Here is a 13,882-nt window from a genome sequence, read left to right as displayed (position 1 = left end):
AGGGTGATTATAATATGCCAATGCAGTAATGATGGTTATTGGACAGCCAGTGTATTGGGTATAACTTTGAAACAGATTATCAGACATTCCCCACTATAAAAACATCCGGTTATGAGAGGCAATATTTTTTCCCAGGCTTATATGTTGTCAAATTTTGTTGCGGTGATGATCGCATATCTCTGTATAATAAAACCTGTTTTCGGCAGGATGTGCATGTCCCTGCTGTTTATTGCTGCTGCCGTGGTAAATACGGTTATTTCTATTTCACATCCGGAGATTTACAGGACATATGCCAGTATTGCTGCTCTGCCTGCGTATGAACAGTTCATTAACGGATTTTTTGGGAGGCACATTGCCAGTTTTGTGCTTTCGATAGCTGCAGGGCAGTTTGCTATAGGTCTGGCATTGCTGTGGAAAGGTCCTGTAGAGAAAGTTGCCCTTGGGGGAGCTATTATTTTCCTGCTCGCAATAGCGCCGTTGGGCGCGGGCTCTTCTTTCCCCTGTTCGGTAATATTGGCTGTCGCATGCCTCCTCCTGATGAGGGAGAAGAAGATTATACCCTGGCCACTAACAATTCTACATATTAAATCATCCGAAAAATTAATATCGTATGACCACCATTAGTCCTGCAATATCATCATACTGTAAATTGAGCTTATCTGAGATCTATTATCATATGTCTGCCTGTTACAAGTATCAGGGCCGTACAACCTTATCCCGGACGTATGAAAAAATGGCCATTGAAGTGAGTAAGGTAAAAGATGATATCGGCAGTTATTTAACGGCATCAGAAAGTGACAAGCTGCTTCATCTGTCTGAGGATATAAAGAACGATCTGACAGAATTTACAGCTACGGGCACATTGAAAAAATACATGCGCCTGATTCAGAAAGTGCCTGTTGCGCTACTGGAAGTGTTGGATGTGAACGGATTTGGATCAGGCCTGGTCAGAAAGCTACATGAAGAACTAAACATCGATACCATTGAACAGCTGAAATCGCTCATTTTATCAGGTAGGCTTAAAAGGGTACGCGGTATCAGCAATGCAAAGATCGATCAGCTGAAACGCAGTCTGAAACTTTATAAATCCAAAGGCTCCCGCTTATTGTTATGGGATGCCATCCTCCAGGGAAATGAAATACTACGTGTGGTAAGATTGATCCCGGAAGTGGAAGCTGCGTCTCTTTCAGGCAGCCTGAGAAGAGGTGGGGAAACGGTGGGAGATATCGATATGGTAGTGGATGTAGCAGAAGAGGACAGGGAACGTTTTTTACAGCATTTAATGCAGATCCCTCAGGTACAAAGCCTTGCAGTCGCCGGCAGAAAAAAGGTCTCTGTGGTGTTGTACAATGATACACAGCTCGATATCAGGATTGCCGATGGGCATTCCTATGGAGCTACTTTGTTGTACTATACGGGGTCTTTGGAGCATGTAAGTCAGCTTAGCGAAAGAGCGCAGAAGAAAGGATTTAATCTGAGTGCTGAAGGGCTCTTTCATGGAGAAACCGGGGCCTGGGTGGCTGGCCGTACAGAGGAAGATGTATACAGACGGCTGGGCCTTTCCCATATTCCTCCAGAACTGCGTGAAGGCGGCCGGGAAATGTTCCGGGCTGCGCGTAACATGCTGCCGGAACTGATCAATGCCAGCCAGATCAAAGGTGACATGAGGATTCAGACTGCCTATGGGAAGGGAGAAGATGATATTCCCTGCATTGCCCATTATGCATTGAATGCATTTCCTCACTATGAATATATTGTTGTATCAGACCAGCTATCGGCTGACATGTACGCTAAACAATTTGCCGAAATAGACCGGGTGAACAGGATCATTGGCTTCTCCTTCCTGAAAAAAGGTATTGTCGTTGCTATTATGGAAGATGGCAGTACTTCTATTCCTGACGAGCTGCTACGGCAGGCGGATTGGGTAACAGCAGTGATTACAGGGGCAGATGCAGATCATTACAGGGACAAGCTTATACAGGCCTGTGAACATCCGTATATTAATTGTATTGCGAATCCAACCGGGCGGATCATAGGTCAGCCGGAACCAGATTCCCTTGACTGGTCCCAGATCTTTAAGAAAGCGTCCCAGACAGGTACTGCTCTGGAGGTAAATGCGCAGCCGCAGCACCTGGATCTTACGGATCACCTTCTCAAGGGAGCTACTGAAAAAGGGGTAAAGATCGTCATCAACAGCAGCGCCCAGTTATGCAGTCACTATGACTACATGCAGATGGGCATCATCATGGCGCGTCGGGGATGGTGCAGCAGAGAGAATGTATTGAATACCCGGCACTGGGAAGATGTAGAACATTTCAAGCAGGCAGCTGCGGCGAACGCAAAGGTGAAGCTGCATTGAAAGATTGTTATCATTACTCATCACTGTAAATAATAATTCCATGAAAAAGATACTATATGTAACAGATGTGGTAAAGCTGGACCCATCGTCGCTTGATTTTGCCTGCTACCTGTGTGAGCTGTCTCATTCGAAGCTGACGGGTGTTTTCCTCGAAAACCTGGTGAATGAAAGCAGACCGGCAAAAATGTTAAAGGAGACCGCAATAGAGGGTGGCATACATGTGCAGACGGAGAATGTTGAAGAATTAAAGGAACAATGCCTGGCCGACAATATTCAGTTGTTTAAAGATAGCTGTGAAAGACGGGGCGTAACAGGGATTGTTCACCGCGACAGGGGAGTGCCGCTGGACGATGTGATCATTGAAAGCAGGTACGCTGATCTGGTGTTGATAGATGCATCGACTTCCTTCTCTGCGACAAAGGAAGGTGTACCAACACGCTTTGTGACGGATGTACTGGCTGATGCAGAATGTGCTGTCGTGATATTGCCCGAGAGCTTTGAAGGGCTCAACAAGATCGTTTTTACCTATGACGGACGCGCTTCCTCTGTGTTTGCCATTAAACAATTCACCTACCTGTTTCCCGAGCTGAAAGAACATGCAGCTGTAGTGATTACCATTATGGAGGAAAAGAATAAACCTTCTCCGGAAGAAAGATATAAGCTGAAGGAGTGGCTGCATGATCACTATAGTGATGTGGATTTTATCATTATGGATGGTAATGTGAAAACAGGTCTGCTGGACAGCCTGCTGCTGCATAACAGAGATTTTATCGTAATGGGGGCTTATGGCCGGAATGCTTTTTCTACGCTCTTCACCCCAAGCCATGCTGCTCCTATATTAAAACTGGCAGCGCAACCGGTATTTATTGCTCATCAGTAATTACCGCATTTTACTGTTTGGAACTTTATTAAAAGGACCGCCGGTATTGCCATATTAGCGTTGGCCGGCGGTTCTCTTATTGTCAATAAAAAAGATAGCGATTACGGTCGCTATCTTTTTGTTTGGTATTTGAATTGGCAATCTTATGGATGGGTGATGAAAAGCGGTCCATTCATCGTACGGAGTACATTCTCAGCACTACTACTGTTGAAAAAGCGCGATAACCTGCTTCTGCCATAGGCTCCGAATGTAGTGATGTAGTCCTGTTTTTGTTCCAGGTAAGCTTGCAGTACAGCATCTGCTTTGCCTGAAAATATCTTGTAGTTAATATTTTTATTGTAGCTGTCCAGGTATTCTTTCAGCAATTTTTCATGCGGTATGGTATCATGCCCTTTTTCGCATACATAAACCACTGTAGCGTCTTTTGCTACCAGTTCCGGGAATATGCCCGCAAATGCTTTTATAGCGTACATCGATGAGAAGGTTCCGTTGTATGTAAAGACAACGCCCTTCACTGCAGATATATCTTCAGGTATTACAAGTACAGGGCACTGTGCGTTGGATAGTACATTTTTGACAAATTCCGTTGGTTCGGTATCAAACAGGAATGGGAAGGATAATTCTTTTCCAAGTAGTACCAGGTCGGCAAACCGGCTCTCGAAGATAATTTCTTCTGCAGCGTAGCCTTTATCATTATGTATAGCACAGGCAAGTCCACGTTCCGTACATATTTTATGCAGGGCTTCAGTATTTTCTCTGGCGATTCTGCTTTTTTCTTCTGAAGCTTTTATAACAATCTCATAGTACCGTCCGGGTACGCCTTCTGCAAAGTCAGGGGCCATCAGGGGCGTGATACTATTTACCTCTTCCAGCATAACAATGGTAAGGTTGCCTTTTAACACGCCGGCCATATATTCTATTGCATCCAGTTGTTCTACCTTGTAATTAACTGCATCAATAACGGCAAGTATCTTTTTCATAGTTTCTTGTTTTATTGTGAGGGGTGATATAACAAAGCTATTTCCTTTGTAAGCGCTTACCTATGACGATAGTTGTTCCGGAGATGAACATTGTTATCTGCGAAGATGATCGTCGTCATGTTCAGATTACTTATGCCATTGGTCAGGAATATTGTCCCCTTACAGGAGGAGGAAGGGCTTGTGCAGACATGACAAGGGGATTCACTTTACTGATACTGTATATAAACAGGGCTTGGATACAACGCCAGCACTTCCTCCGGCCGCATCATCCGTTTGCCTGTTTTCGGATCTACTTTATAAAATAGCTTGAAGCCTGTATACTGTACTGGTTCCTTCGCAACGAAGCCGGTATAACTATCTATCTTTTTGGCTGGTGAGCCAAAACCATCCATATTGATCACTATCTGTACTTCAGGTACTTTCTTAATATCCTTATAGTTGGTTAGCATGGCCTGTGTAAAGCGATGTACTACCAGTATTTTGGGGGACAGATTGTATTTCTTTACGATGCCCGACAAAAAGGTAATGGCATAGTTAATGTCAGCAGCATCAAAGGTGCCAATACTGGAACTGGGTACCTGCAGATTCTTCATGGAATATTCAGGATCTATCCCAAGATGCACTTCCGGCAGCTGCAGATATGTTTCCAGGAGTGGCAGTTCATCCTGCAGGGTACTGAGACCTACCTGTACATCCAGGAACAGCAAGGTATGCTGCTCTTTGGCCATTGCGACCATTTTTTCGAGTTCTTCCTGCGGCATACGCAGACGGTATTTACCTGAGGGGCCTGGGTTTTCCTGGGCAGTAACAGCAATGTAATGCAATGCAGGCAATACAGGGATCATGGTGTCTGCCTGCTGCCATCTAGCTGTTTCTTCTTTTAACCTGGCCAGCATTTCTTCTTCGGGTATACCGAGTATCCCCATTGCCGGTGTATAAAGATTGCCATAAAAAGCGACTATCCTGTGATACGGAAGCAGTGCCCCTGCAGGAGGGACTGCTCCGTATACAGGCCACTTCTCCGATGGATTGTTATGTACAAGATGAAGAAGGCACCGTTGATAGCGTGTGGTATCCTTCATTGCATCTGAAAATACAGCTGAAGACTCTGTAGCAGCTTTTTGCAGACTGTCCTGCGATGTTACGCGACTGTCTGCCGGCGTTGGCCGGGTACAGGCAAATATCAAACCTGAAATGCACAGGAACGCTGCTGACCTGTGGAACAGTGTTGGCATACATAGTTGTTTTTCAGAAGTTGGGTGACAGCTTCACGTTGAAAAATTACTATCCCGGCAGTCTGATGACTCCTTCATCTCATAAATATAGTAGCTGACATATTAACCCCGGTCCACGGAGCATTGATACAACTGATAACACTTATCAGGGCCCTAATGTTTGAATAATTCCTATAAACTGTTATCTGAACCGGTTATAAACATCGTCATAGAATCTGATAGTACCCTGTTGATCGGGCCAGGCCACTTCATACAGTATGAACACTGGCGTTTTTTGTTTAACAGGTATAACAACAGGTCCTTTCTGTGGCGCAGCAGCCACTCTGGCCAGACTGTCTATACGTTGCGCTTCCTCAGGCAGTAGCTGCATGGCCAGGGGAATTGCGTCCTCCACCCGGATGCAGCCATGACTGAAATACCGTTTGTTGAACATAAAATAGCTTTTAGCGGGCGTATCATGCAGGTATGTACTGTAAGGGTTAAAGAAATTCAGCTTAATAATACCTAATGAGTTGTCACAACCGTTCATCTGCCGGATGGTATAAGGGAAATTGGTCCTGCTGAGCGATTGCCAGTCGATGGCAGAAGGATCCAGTATTCTTCCCGACTTGTCCAGTACCTGGTAATTGCCGGCATCCAGGTATGCCACCGGATTACCTTTTATGCCTGGCAACAACTCTCTGGTGGCAATTTGGTAAGGCACTGTCCAGTAAGGATACATGATAATCTCGTCTATCCTGCTGGTAAGGGGAGAGGTAGGAGTGCTTTCCTTTCCTACAATAGTACGGGAATATAGCAGCAGGCTGTCGCCCTGGTAGAGATAAAGTCCTGCAGCTGGGATGTTCACAACAACAACTGACTGGTATTTGCGTATGCAGTTCAGCCAGCGGAAGGTATTCAGCGCATGTTTTAATTCCAATAGTCTTTTTTCAAGCGGAATATTCAGCTCTTCCAGCACCCCGCGTCTCAGGGCGCCGTCTTCAAGGAATTCAAACAGGCGTTGCATGGCGCGGACCTTATTTCGCAAGGTATCTTCCTGTATATTGTAAGAGATAGTATCCAGGTAACCCAGTTGAAATAGCTTGTCTATCAGGGGATGATTAGTGCTGTCTATGAGGTCAGAACTGACCTTTACGGGATGGTAACTGCTATGTTGTAAACGCTGTGTGTATTGAGAGATCATAGTTTTTACGCCCCTGTATTCGGGGCAGGTGGGTTCCAGTTTGTTGAGCAGTTGGCCGAAAGTATCGTCAGAAAGGGCCTGATGTAACAAATTGGGGATGTCCATGCAGTCCGGTGTATATTTCAACCCGTCATATTCTACCCGGGTCACTTTAGTACCATAAGTCACATCTGTGAAGAAGGCCACTGCGGCCGCTGACAGTTGTTTATCCGTTTCTGCTGAATCTACAGGCGCTTTACCAGCTTTCAGTTGCTGTACCAGTGTGTAGGCATAATCACGTTGATCAAGTCCCAGTAATGCAGACTGTTCGAAATAGCTAAAAAGTAGCTGCCTGTTCTCCGCACAATTTGCAGGTAGCCAGCACATTTGTTGTCTGGCGTTAACAAGGAAATATTGTCCTAAGAGTAGGGTCAGCAGACAGGCTCTTTTCAGCATACGGCTTTTTGCCATAAATGTACTGTAGGAGAAAGAGCTGGAATATGATCATGGTTGCCTTAAAAGATGTTTATAGTCATCTTTAGATGTCGGAGATTGAAACATTTCCGGATAAGTGATGAGAAGAGGCGGAATCTGCAATCCTCCTGCAATGATGGAGATACCGGTTCATTGTTTCACTATGTTATGGATGGGTGATGAATAGTGGTCCTTTCGCCATGCGCAGTACATTTTCTGCACAGCTGCTGTTAAAGAAACGGGATAATCTGCTTCTGCCATAGGCGCCGAAGGTGCTGATATGATCCTGCTTTTGTTGCAGGTAAGACTGTATTAATGTGTCGGCTTTGCCGGTCAGTATCTTGTAGGAAATGTTCCTGTTATAACGGCTCAGGTATTCCCTCAGTAGTTTTTCATGAGGTATGGTGTTGTCCCCTTTTTCAGATACATAGATCACTGTTGCTTCTTTGGCTACGATTTCAGGGAATATATCAGCAAATGCCTTTATAGCGTACATGGAGGAAAATGCGCCATTGTAAGTGAAAACAACTCCTTTTATTACAGACATATCTTCCGGTATTGCAAGCACCGGGCATTGTGCACTGGCCAGCACATTTCTAACAAAATCTGTTGGGGCCGCGTCAGACAGGAGAGGAAGGGACGCGTTTTTTTCCAGCAGCAGGAGGTCGGCAAAGCGGCTTTCGAGAATGATTTCTTCTGTAGCAGATCCTCTGTCACTATGTAAAGCGCAGAACAGGTTGCGTGACTGGCAGGCCATACGGATGGCTTCTATATTATTTTTGATGATTCTGCCTTTTTCCTCGCAGACTTTTATAACTGTCTCATCATAGTATTCAGGTACGCCAGTTGCAAAATCAGGGCCTGTAAAAAGAGGGATACCGTCCATATCTTCCGGCATCACAATGGTTAGATCACTTTTTAACATACCGGAAATATATTCTATCGCATCCAGTTGTTCTTCTTTGTAATTAACGGCATCAATAACAGCAAGTATCTTTTTCATGGCACATGTTTTTCAGTGACAGGTAATACAAAAAATTACCTTTTCAGCCAGGTTGATCCTTCTGATGTGAACATCAGCATCAATCAGTTCATTTGCCAGTGGCATAGCGATGATCTTCCCGGCCTTGGCCGGGTGCAGGCAAATACGAAACCTGAAATGCACATGAATGCTGCTACCTGTTGGACGGTGGCAACATACATAGTTGTTTTCAGAAGTTAGGCGACGTCCTCCGTGGAAAAGATACTATCCCGGCAGTCTGATGACCGCATCATCACACATAAGTAGCTGGCATATTGGCCCGGTCCACGGAGCTACAGGTAATAACACTTATTAAAGTCCTAAAGTTTGAATGATCTGCATAAATAAACTGTTCTCTGAGCTGTTACCTATATCGTTATAGCACCTTGTAATGCAAGTGGTAGCCGGCTGTTGCTTTTGTCGGGTGCTGGGTTCATTGTGATTGTGAATATCATGGACGCTGGTTTTTCCATTCAAAGGGATTTCATTAAAAATGTGCCAGTATGACCATGGTCATCAGGTTGGTATGATGCTTACCCCTTTTCCACTATGAGGGTTGCATATAAATAGTATAATTAGTATTATTACAAACGACAGGCAAGGCTATTCTATGAATACCTTGCGGATATAGTGGATCATTGTTCTCAACGGGAATTAACTTATGCAATCAGACAACAGGACTTTCGGACTGGCCCAGAAAATATGGGACTATCTTTGCCTGCACCAGGAGATTAAAGCATCGGATTGTATTCTGGCATTAGGTAGTCATGATACCAGTGTTGCAGAAAGAGCTGCGGATATTTTCATGGAAGGCCTTGCTCCGCTGATTGTATTCTCAGGCGGTTTCGGATATCTGACACAGGAGACCTGGAAAGTAAGTGAAGCGGAAACATTTGCAGAACTGGCGATCAAAAGAGGCGTACCGGAGTCGGCTATCCTCCTGGAAAACAAATCGACCAATACAGGCGAAAATGTTGTTTTCAGTATGCAGTTACTGAAGGAACGCAATATCCATCCATCGAGCCTCATACTTGTACACAAGCCTTATATGGAACGGCGTACCTATGCTACTTTCAGGAATCATTTTAAAGAAGTTCCCATCTCTGTAACATCTCCGCAGATATCAATGGCTGAATATCTCTCCAGCGGTATTATTCCCTATGAGACATTTCTCGATACGCTGGCAGGTGATCTGTATAGAATAAAAACATACAGCAGCAAAGGATTTCAGATACCACAGGAAATACCGGAGGATGTCTGGGTAGCCTATACTGAATTGGTCGGTTTGGGATTTGATAAACGTATTAACTAGTTTTTATCTCCGCAGTTATGCCCCTGATATATTCTTTGAGGATATATATAGTTTCCGTGCCCCAAACCTTGAAAAATACCTGTCTTACCCAAATAAATACTCTTTCCGGGGAATGCTTTGCCGCAATTTTGGGGTGTCAAACTGAATATTAAACGAAGAACGTAAAAACAATGAAAGCGATCATTATCAATGAATTTGGCGGCACAGACAAATTGGAATATACTTCCTTAGCAGAACCGGTTATTAAGGAAAATGAAGTGCTGGTAAGGGTGCATGCGATTGCCACTAACCCGGTAGACGTGAAGACAAGACTAGGGAAAGGTATTGCGGGCCGTATTAAAAATGAGATGCCGCTTATCTTAGGCTGGGATGTCTCAGGTGTGGTAACAGCAGTAGGCAGTGAAGTGAAGGAGTTTGTAGTGGGAGATGAAGTATTTGGCATGGTTAATTTTCCGGGGCATGGCAGGGCATATGCGGAGTATGTAGCCGCTCCGGCAGCTCATCTGGCGAAAAAGCCTGCCAGTATTACGCATCAGCAGGCAGCAGCCAGCACCCTGGCCGCATTGACAGCCTACCAGGGCCTATTCCAGCAGGCAGGTCTGAAAAAAGGTCAACGGGTACTGGTACATGCCGCTGCCGGAGGTGTGGGGCATTTTGTGGTACAGCTGGCTAAACACGCAGGAGCGTATGTGATCGGTACTTCTTCCGCCGCAAATAAGGACTTTGTATTGGGATTAGGGGCCGACGAGCACATAGATTACAAAAACCAGCCATTTGAAGAAGTGGTAAAAGATGTAGACCTGGTATTTGACTGTGTAGGGGGTGACACGGTGAGACGATCTATAGCGGTAGTGAAGCCCGGAGGCATGATTATCAGTATTCCCGGCGGTGTTCCGGAAGAGGTGGCGGAAGCTGCAAAGCAAAAGGATGTAAGGGCCTTTTTCTTCCTGGTCGAGTCCAGCAGGCCTGATATGGAAGCCGTGGCAGATTTGCTTGAACAGGGGATTATCAGCCCATATGTCAACCATTTTGATTTCTCCCAGATGGATATGGCTCATCAGCAGCAGGAATCAGGTACTACCCGGGGAAGGATTGTGCTGACCATTGCCTGATACTTGCTGTATGGTAGATAAAGACATATGTTTTTGCATTAACTTGACGGCTGAATCAGGACTTTTAATGTAAATCAGCGATATAAATGCAGGTAGAAAATTCATCTCAGCCTTTTTTCATTACGAGAGAGGAATTACAGGAATGGAACCAGCGGCCACATAAACATAATTTTTTCGAACTTGTTTATATAGAGAAAGGCAGCGGCAGGCAGTGTATCAATCATAGTACGATCTCCTATCAGCAGGAGAACATCTTCCTGCTGCCGCCTTATGACTGTCACTCGTTTGAGATAACAGCACCGACCACCTTCATTTTTATCCGCTTCAATGGCCTGTTCTTTAAAAAGGACAGTATGCAGATGATGGATTATACGGAATGGTTTCAGAACCTGCACTATATACTGAGCAGTTACAACAGGCAGCCGGGAGATATCATCCATAGTGCTTCAGACAAGAGTATGCTGGCCCACCTCATAAGAGGTATTTACGACGAGTATACCAATAAGCGTGAGCATTCGGATTCTATTATCCGCGGTCACATGTTCGCCCTGCTGAATATTCTCCGGCGCAATTTTGAGCAGACCTTCAAAAACGATCATCCTGCAACGGATAAACAGATCAGCGATATTCTGCAATATATCCAGTTCAACTTGTTCGACAACGAGAAACTACGGATAGAAGCGCTGGCGAACGAATTCCATTTGTCCGCTACCTACGTAAGTGAATATTTTAAAAAGAAGACAGGGGAGACCCTGAAGGAATACGTGCTGAAGTCAAAGGTAAATGTGGCACAGAGCCGGCTCCGGCATTCTGATCAGAGTGCGAAGGAGATTGCCTATGAATTAGGATTTACAGATGCCAGCCATATGGCCAAAGTGATTAAGAAATATGATACCGCAGGAGAAAGCTGTGGTACAACATTGAATGCATAATATGATCATCATGCGGTAACCGGTATCTACCAGTTGCCGCATGATGTATTATCAACGTTTATGCATGTTCATGTTCCTTCACCTTCTCATCAATTCTGAAAGATACTTTACAGATCAGTCCATAAGTGCTTATTTTCCCATCCTGTACATGCACTTTAATATCCTTTACAAAAACTGAGTCTATGTTATGTATAGTCTTAGATGCCTCTGCAACTGCGTTTTGTATAGCATCTTCTATACTTTTTTCGGAAGAAGCGATGAGCTCAATTACTTTTACGATAGCCATAAAGAAGTTTTTATAGGTGAAACAATACTGTGAGGCCACAATTACCATACCTGTATCCACCGGGCAGAACATAAGCGGGCAGCCGGTTCCGGGGTATAATTATTGTGGCTGTTCATACATTAAACCTTCCCTTATGCATCTTCTCACAGATATGAAGAGTCTGGATCCATTGCTGAAGGATATGGATGAACGACGTATCGTAATGCTGGGCGAAGCATCACATGGCACGCATGAATATTACACCTGGCGTACTGCCATTTCAAAAAGACTGATACAGGAAAAGGGTTTCCGGTTTATTGCGGTAGAAGGCGACTGGCCGGATTGTTACCGTATAAACCGGTATGTAAAGGGATATGCTGATGCCGGTACTGATGTCAGCGCCATATTGAAGAGCTTTGACCGCTGGCCAACCTGGATGTGGGCAAATTGGGAAGTAGCTGCGCTGGCCAACTGGCTAAGGGAATATAACAGTAAACTGCCGCTGGAAAAGAGAGTAGGCTTTTATGGGCTGGATGTGTATAGTTTATGGGATTCCATGAACACCATCATGCGTTACCTGGAAAAAGAAGACCGGCAAACGGCAGAATCGGTGAGGAAGGCTATTTCCTGCTTTGAGCCATTTAATGAAGATGAGCATCAATACGCCCGCTATTCTCTTACAGACCACGACTGCAGTAATGAGGTGCTGGCTATGTTGCGGGAGATCAGGCTGAAAGCGCAGTTCCTGGACGGTGATATAGAAGCCGGCTTTAATACAGAGCAGAATGCCCTGATAGCCGTTAATGCGGAAAAGTATTACAGGAGTATGATCGGGTTTAGTAATGAGAGCTGGAATATACGGGATACACATATGATGGAAACCCTTGAACGGCTGCTGGAATTTCATGGTGTCCTGTCCAAAGGGATTATATGGGAGCATAATACGCATATCGGCGATGCCAGGGCTACAGATATGGCAAGAGCAGGCATGGTGAATATAGGACAGCTGGCAAGAGATCATTATGGTAGAGAGCAGGTTTATCTGGCTGGCTTTGCAGGTTACAGGGGGACCGTAATAGCAGGTCCTGAATGGGGAGCGCCCATGCAGGAAATGGATGTGCCGGAAGCCAGGGAGGAGAGCATAGAAGCCGTATTGCACAATGAGTATGGCAGGAACTGCTATATACTTTTCAGCGATAAACAGGAAGAGGTATTCGGAATGCGTATTGGGCACCGGGCTATTGGTGTGGTCTATCATCCGGGGGCGGAGAGGAGGGGCAATTATGTGCCTTCTATACTCCCTGAACGCTATGATGCTTTGATATACCTGGATGAGACCAGTGCCCTGCATCCGTTGCATATGCAACCCCATGATGAAAAGATGCCGGAAACATATCCGTTTGGCATTTAATGTTTTTTTAACTGTGATATAAGTCATTCTAAAGATGGCTAAGATCGTATTGTCCCGTTCCGTGGCATGCAATTTGATCCGGTTATAGAAAAAAGACCATGAAAAATTTCGCCAAATTATATTCGGGTCTTATCGTTATTTCCTTCCTCCTTAGCTGCAACAGCAGAACTCCCGATAGTGTAAAAAGCGCAAAAGAAGTAAATGCCAGAAGAATTGATTCGGAGAGCCGTCCGGACGATTCATCGGCTATTGTTCTGACAAAGGATGATGCTGACTTCCTGGTGAATACGGCCAGCGGAGTTATGCTGGAATCCGAGATGGGACAATTAGCAAGGGATCGATCCGGTAATCAGCGGGTAAAGGAACTGGGTGCAATGATCGTTAAGGATCATAAAGAAGCGCAGGCAAAACTGAAAAAGCTCGCCGCCGCTAAAAATGTGACGCTTCCAGCTGAGATATCCAATCATCAGCAGAAACAGAAAGAAGGGCTCCTGAAAAAAGAAGGCATTGAGTTCGACAGGTCGTATGTAGACCTTACGGTGAATGACTACAACAAGGATATCAGGGATTTCGGAAAGGCAGCGAAGTATGCCACAGATCCTGATGTAAAGTCATTTGCGAGTAATAGTCTGCCGTTGTTGTACACACATCTGGATTCTGCGAGGAATTTGCAGAAGGTGATGAAGAGCAGGATAGATATTACGACGCCGATACCGAAATAAACGGCTTTAAATAATAA

At 45.0% G+C, this 13,882-nt stretch carries 13 protein-coding genes; 8 read left to right on the top strand and 5 right to left on the bottom strand.

Annotated elements, in window-relative coordinates; all coding sequences use genetic code 11:
* The first annotated feature begins 111 nt into the window (after positions 1 to 111).
* Genes BLR32_RS09800 through BLR32_RS09790 form a run of 3 tightly spaced genes read left to right on the top strand, consistent with a single transcriptional unit; the run spans position 112 to position 3,239 of the window.
* On the top strand, positions 112 to 624 hold the full coding sequence (locus BLR32_RS09800; RefSeq protein ID WP_089831099.1) for a hypothetical protein: 513 nt from the start codon (positions 112 to 114) through the stop codon (positions 622 to 624).
* On the top strand, positions 611 to 2,359 hold the full coding sequence (locus tag BLR32_RS09795; RefSeq protein WP_089831097.1) for a hypothetical protein: 1,749 nt from the start codon (positions 611 to 613) through the stop codon (positions 2,357 to 2,359). Before BLR32_RS09800 ends, BLR32_RS09795 begins: the two co-directional genes overlap by 14 nt.
* Positions 2,360 to 2,399: 40 nt before the next feature.
* On the top strand, positions 2,400 to 3,239 hold the full coding sequence (locus BLR32_RS09790) for a universal stress protein (protein ID WP_089831095.1): 840 nt from the start codon (positions 2,400 to 2,402) through the stop codon (positions 3,237 to 3,239).
* Positions 3,240 to 3,382: 143 nt separating this feature from the next.
* Here BLR32_RS09790 and BLR32_RS09785 read toward each other — a convergent pair whose 3' ends face one another.
* From BLR32_RS09785 to BLR32_RS09765, 4 genes are all read right to left on the bottom strand, one after another.
* Positions 3,383 to 4,219 carry a hypothetical protein gene (locus BLR32_RS09785; protein ID WP_089831094.1) on the bottom strand — a complete coding sequence of 279 codons (837 nt, stop codon included), beginning with the start codon at positions 4,217 to 4,219 and terminating at the stop codon, positions 3,383 to 3,385.
* 206 nt (positions 4,220 to 4,425) lie between these two features.
* On the bottom strand, positions 4,426 to 5,454 hold the full coding sequence (locus tag BLR32_RS09780) for a hypothetical protein (protein WP_143011418.1): 1,029 nt from the start codon (positions 5,452 to 5,454) through the stop codon (positions 4,426 to 4,428).
* A gap of 181 nt (positions 5,455 to 5,635) precedes the next feature.
* Entirely contained in the window at positions 5,636 to 7,087 is a 1,452-nt protein-coding gene (locus BLR32_RS09770; protein ID WP_089831089.1) for a L,D-transpeptidase family protein, read from the bottom strand.
* 169 nt (positions 7,088 to 7,256) lie between these two features.
* Complete coding sequence (locus BLR32_RS09765; RefSeq protein WP_089831086.1) at positions 7,257 to 8,093, bottom strand: hypothetical protein; 837 nt, start codon at positions 8,091 to 8,093, stop codon at positions 7,257 to 7,259.
* Between the two features lie 679 nt (positions 8,094 to 8,772).
* Between BLR32_RS09765 and BLR32_RS09755 the strand changes: the two genes are divergently transcribed.
* The 3 genes from BLR32_RS09755 to BLR32_RS09745 all read left to right on the top strand — a co-directional run bounded on the left by BLR32_RS09755 (position 8,773) and on the right by BLR32_RS09745 (position 11,467).
* The gene (locus tag BLR32_RS09755; protein ID WP_089831082.1) at positions 8,773 to 9,423 is read left to right on the top strand and encodes a YdcF family protein; all 651 of its coding nucleotides are present in this window, start codon (positions 8,773 to 8,775) and stop codon (positions 9,421 to 9,423) included.
* Between the two features lie 170 nt (positions 9,424 to 9,593).
* On the top strand, positions 9,594 to 10,535 hold the full coding sequence (locus BLR32_RS09750) for an NADP-dependent oxidoreductase (protein WP_089831080.1): 942 nt from the start codon (positions 9,594 to 9,596) through the stop codon (positions 10,533 to 10,535).
* A gap of 86 nt (positions 10,536 to 10,621) precedes the next feature.
* The gene (locus BLR32_RS09745; RefSeq protein ID WP_089831078.1) at positions 10,622 to 11,467 is read left to right on the top strand and encodes an AraC family transcriptional regulator; all 846 of its coding nucleotides are present in this window, start codon (positions 10,622 to 10,624) and stop codon (positions 11,465 to 11,467) included.
* A 58-nt stretch (positions 11,468 to 11,525) separates the two neighbouring features.
* Here BLR32_RS09745 and BLR32_RS09740 read toward each other — a convergent pair whose 3' ends face one another.
* Positions 11,526 to 11,753: a dodecin family protein gene (locus tag BLR32_RS09740; RefSeq protein ID WP_089832114.1), complete on the bottom strand. Its 228-nt coding sequence runs from the start codon at positions 11,751 to 11,753 to the stop codon at positions 11,526 to 11,528.
* A gap of 133 nt (positions 11,754 to 11,886) precedes the next feature.
* Here BLR32_RS09740 and BLR32_RS09735 point away from each other — a divergent pair, with 133 nt between their 5' ends.
* Both BLR32_RS09735 and BLR32_RS09730 read left to right on the top strand, forming a co-directional pair.
* Positions 11,887 to 13,143 carry an erythromycin esterase family protein gene (locus BLR32_RS09735; RefSeq protein WP_089831076.1) on the top strand — a complete coding sequence of 419 codons (1,257 nt, stop codon included), beginning with the start codon at positions 11,887 to 11,889 and terminating at the stop codon, positions 13,141 to 13,143.
* A 98-nt stretch (positions 13,144 to 13,241) separates the two neighbouring features.
* Complete coding sequence (locus BLR32_RS09730; RefSeq protein WP_089831074.1) at positions 13,242 to 13,865, top strand: DUF4142 domain-containing protein; 624 nt, start codon at positions 13,242 to 13,244, stop codon at positions 13,863 to 13,865.
* The last annotated feature ends 17 nt before the right edge of the window (positions 13,866 to 13,882 follow it).

Origin of the sequence: Chitinophaga filiformis, from assembly GCF_900102545.1 — a bacterium.
GTDB classification, from domain to species: Bacteria; Bacteroidota; Bacteroidia; order Chitinophagales; family Chitinophagaceae; genus Chitinophaga; species Chitinophaga filiformis.
This window is presented reverse-complemented; position numbering and strand designations above follow the sequence as displayed.

Bases quoted from the DNA above. Each gene is read 5' to 3' on its own strand.
- BLR32_RS09800 (WP_089831099.1), top strand. From the start codon at position 112: ATGAGAGGCAATATTTTTTCCCAGGCTTATATGTTGTCAAATTTTGTT.
- BLR32_RS09795 (WP_089831097.1), top strand. From the start codon at position 611: ATGACCACCATTAGTCCTGCAATATCATCATACTGTAAATTGAGCTTA.
- BLR32_RS09790 (WP_089831095.1), top strand. From the start codon at position 2,400: ATGAAAAAGATACTATATGTAACAGATGTGGTAAAGCTGGACCCATCG.
- BLR32_RS09785 (WP_089831094.1), bottom strand. From the start codon at position 4,219: ATGAAAAAGATACTTGCCGTTATTGATGCAGTTAATTACAAGGTAGAA.
- BLR32_RS09780 (WP_143011418.1), bottom strand. From the start codon at position 5,454: ATGCCAACACTGTTCCACAGGTCAGCAGCGTTCCTGTGCATTTCAGGT.
- BLR32_RS09770 (WP_089831089.1), bottom strand. From the start codon at position 7,087: ATGGCAAAAAGCCGTATGCTGAAAAGAGCCTGTCTGCTGACCCTACTC.
- BLR32_RS09765 (WP_089831086.1), bottom strand. From the start codon at position 8,093: ATGAAAAAGATACTTGCTGTTATTGATGCCGTTAATTACAAAGAAGAA.
- BLR32_RS09755 (WP_089831082.1), top strand. From the start codon at position 8,773: ATGCAATCAGACAACAGGACTTTCGGACTGGCCCAGAAAATATGGGAC.
- BLR32_RS09750 (WP_089831080.1), top strand. From the start codon at position 9,594: ATGAAAGCGATCATTATCAATGAATTTGGCGGCACAGACAAATTGGAA.
- BLR32_RS09745 (WP_089831078.1), top strand. From the start codon at position 10,622: ATGCAGGTAGAAAATTCATCTCAGCCTTTTTTCATTACGAGAGAGGAA.
- BLR32_RS09740 (WP_089832114.1), bottom strand. From the start codon at position 11,753: ATGGCTATCGTAAAAGTAATTGAGCTCATCGCTTCTTCCGAAAAAAGT.
- BLR32_RS09735 (WP_089831076.1), top strand. From the start codon at position 11,887: ATGCATCTTCTCACAGATATGAAGAGTCTGGATCCATTGCTGAAGGAT.
- BLR32_RS09730 (WP_089831074.1), top strand. From the start codon at position 13,242: ATGAAAAATTTCGCCAAATTATATTCGGGTCTTATCGTTATTTCCTTC.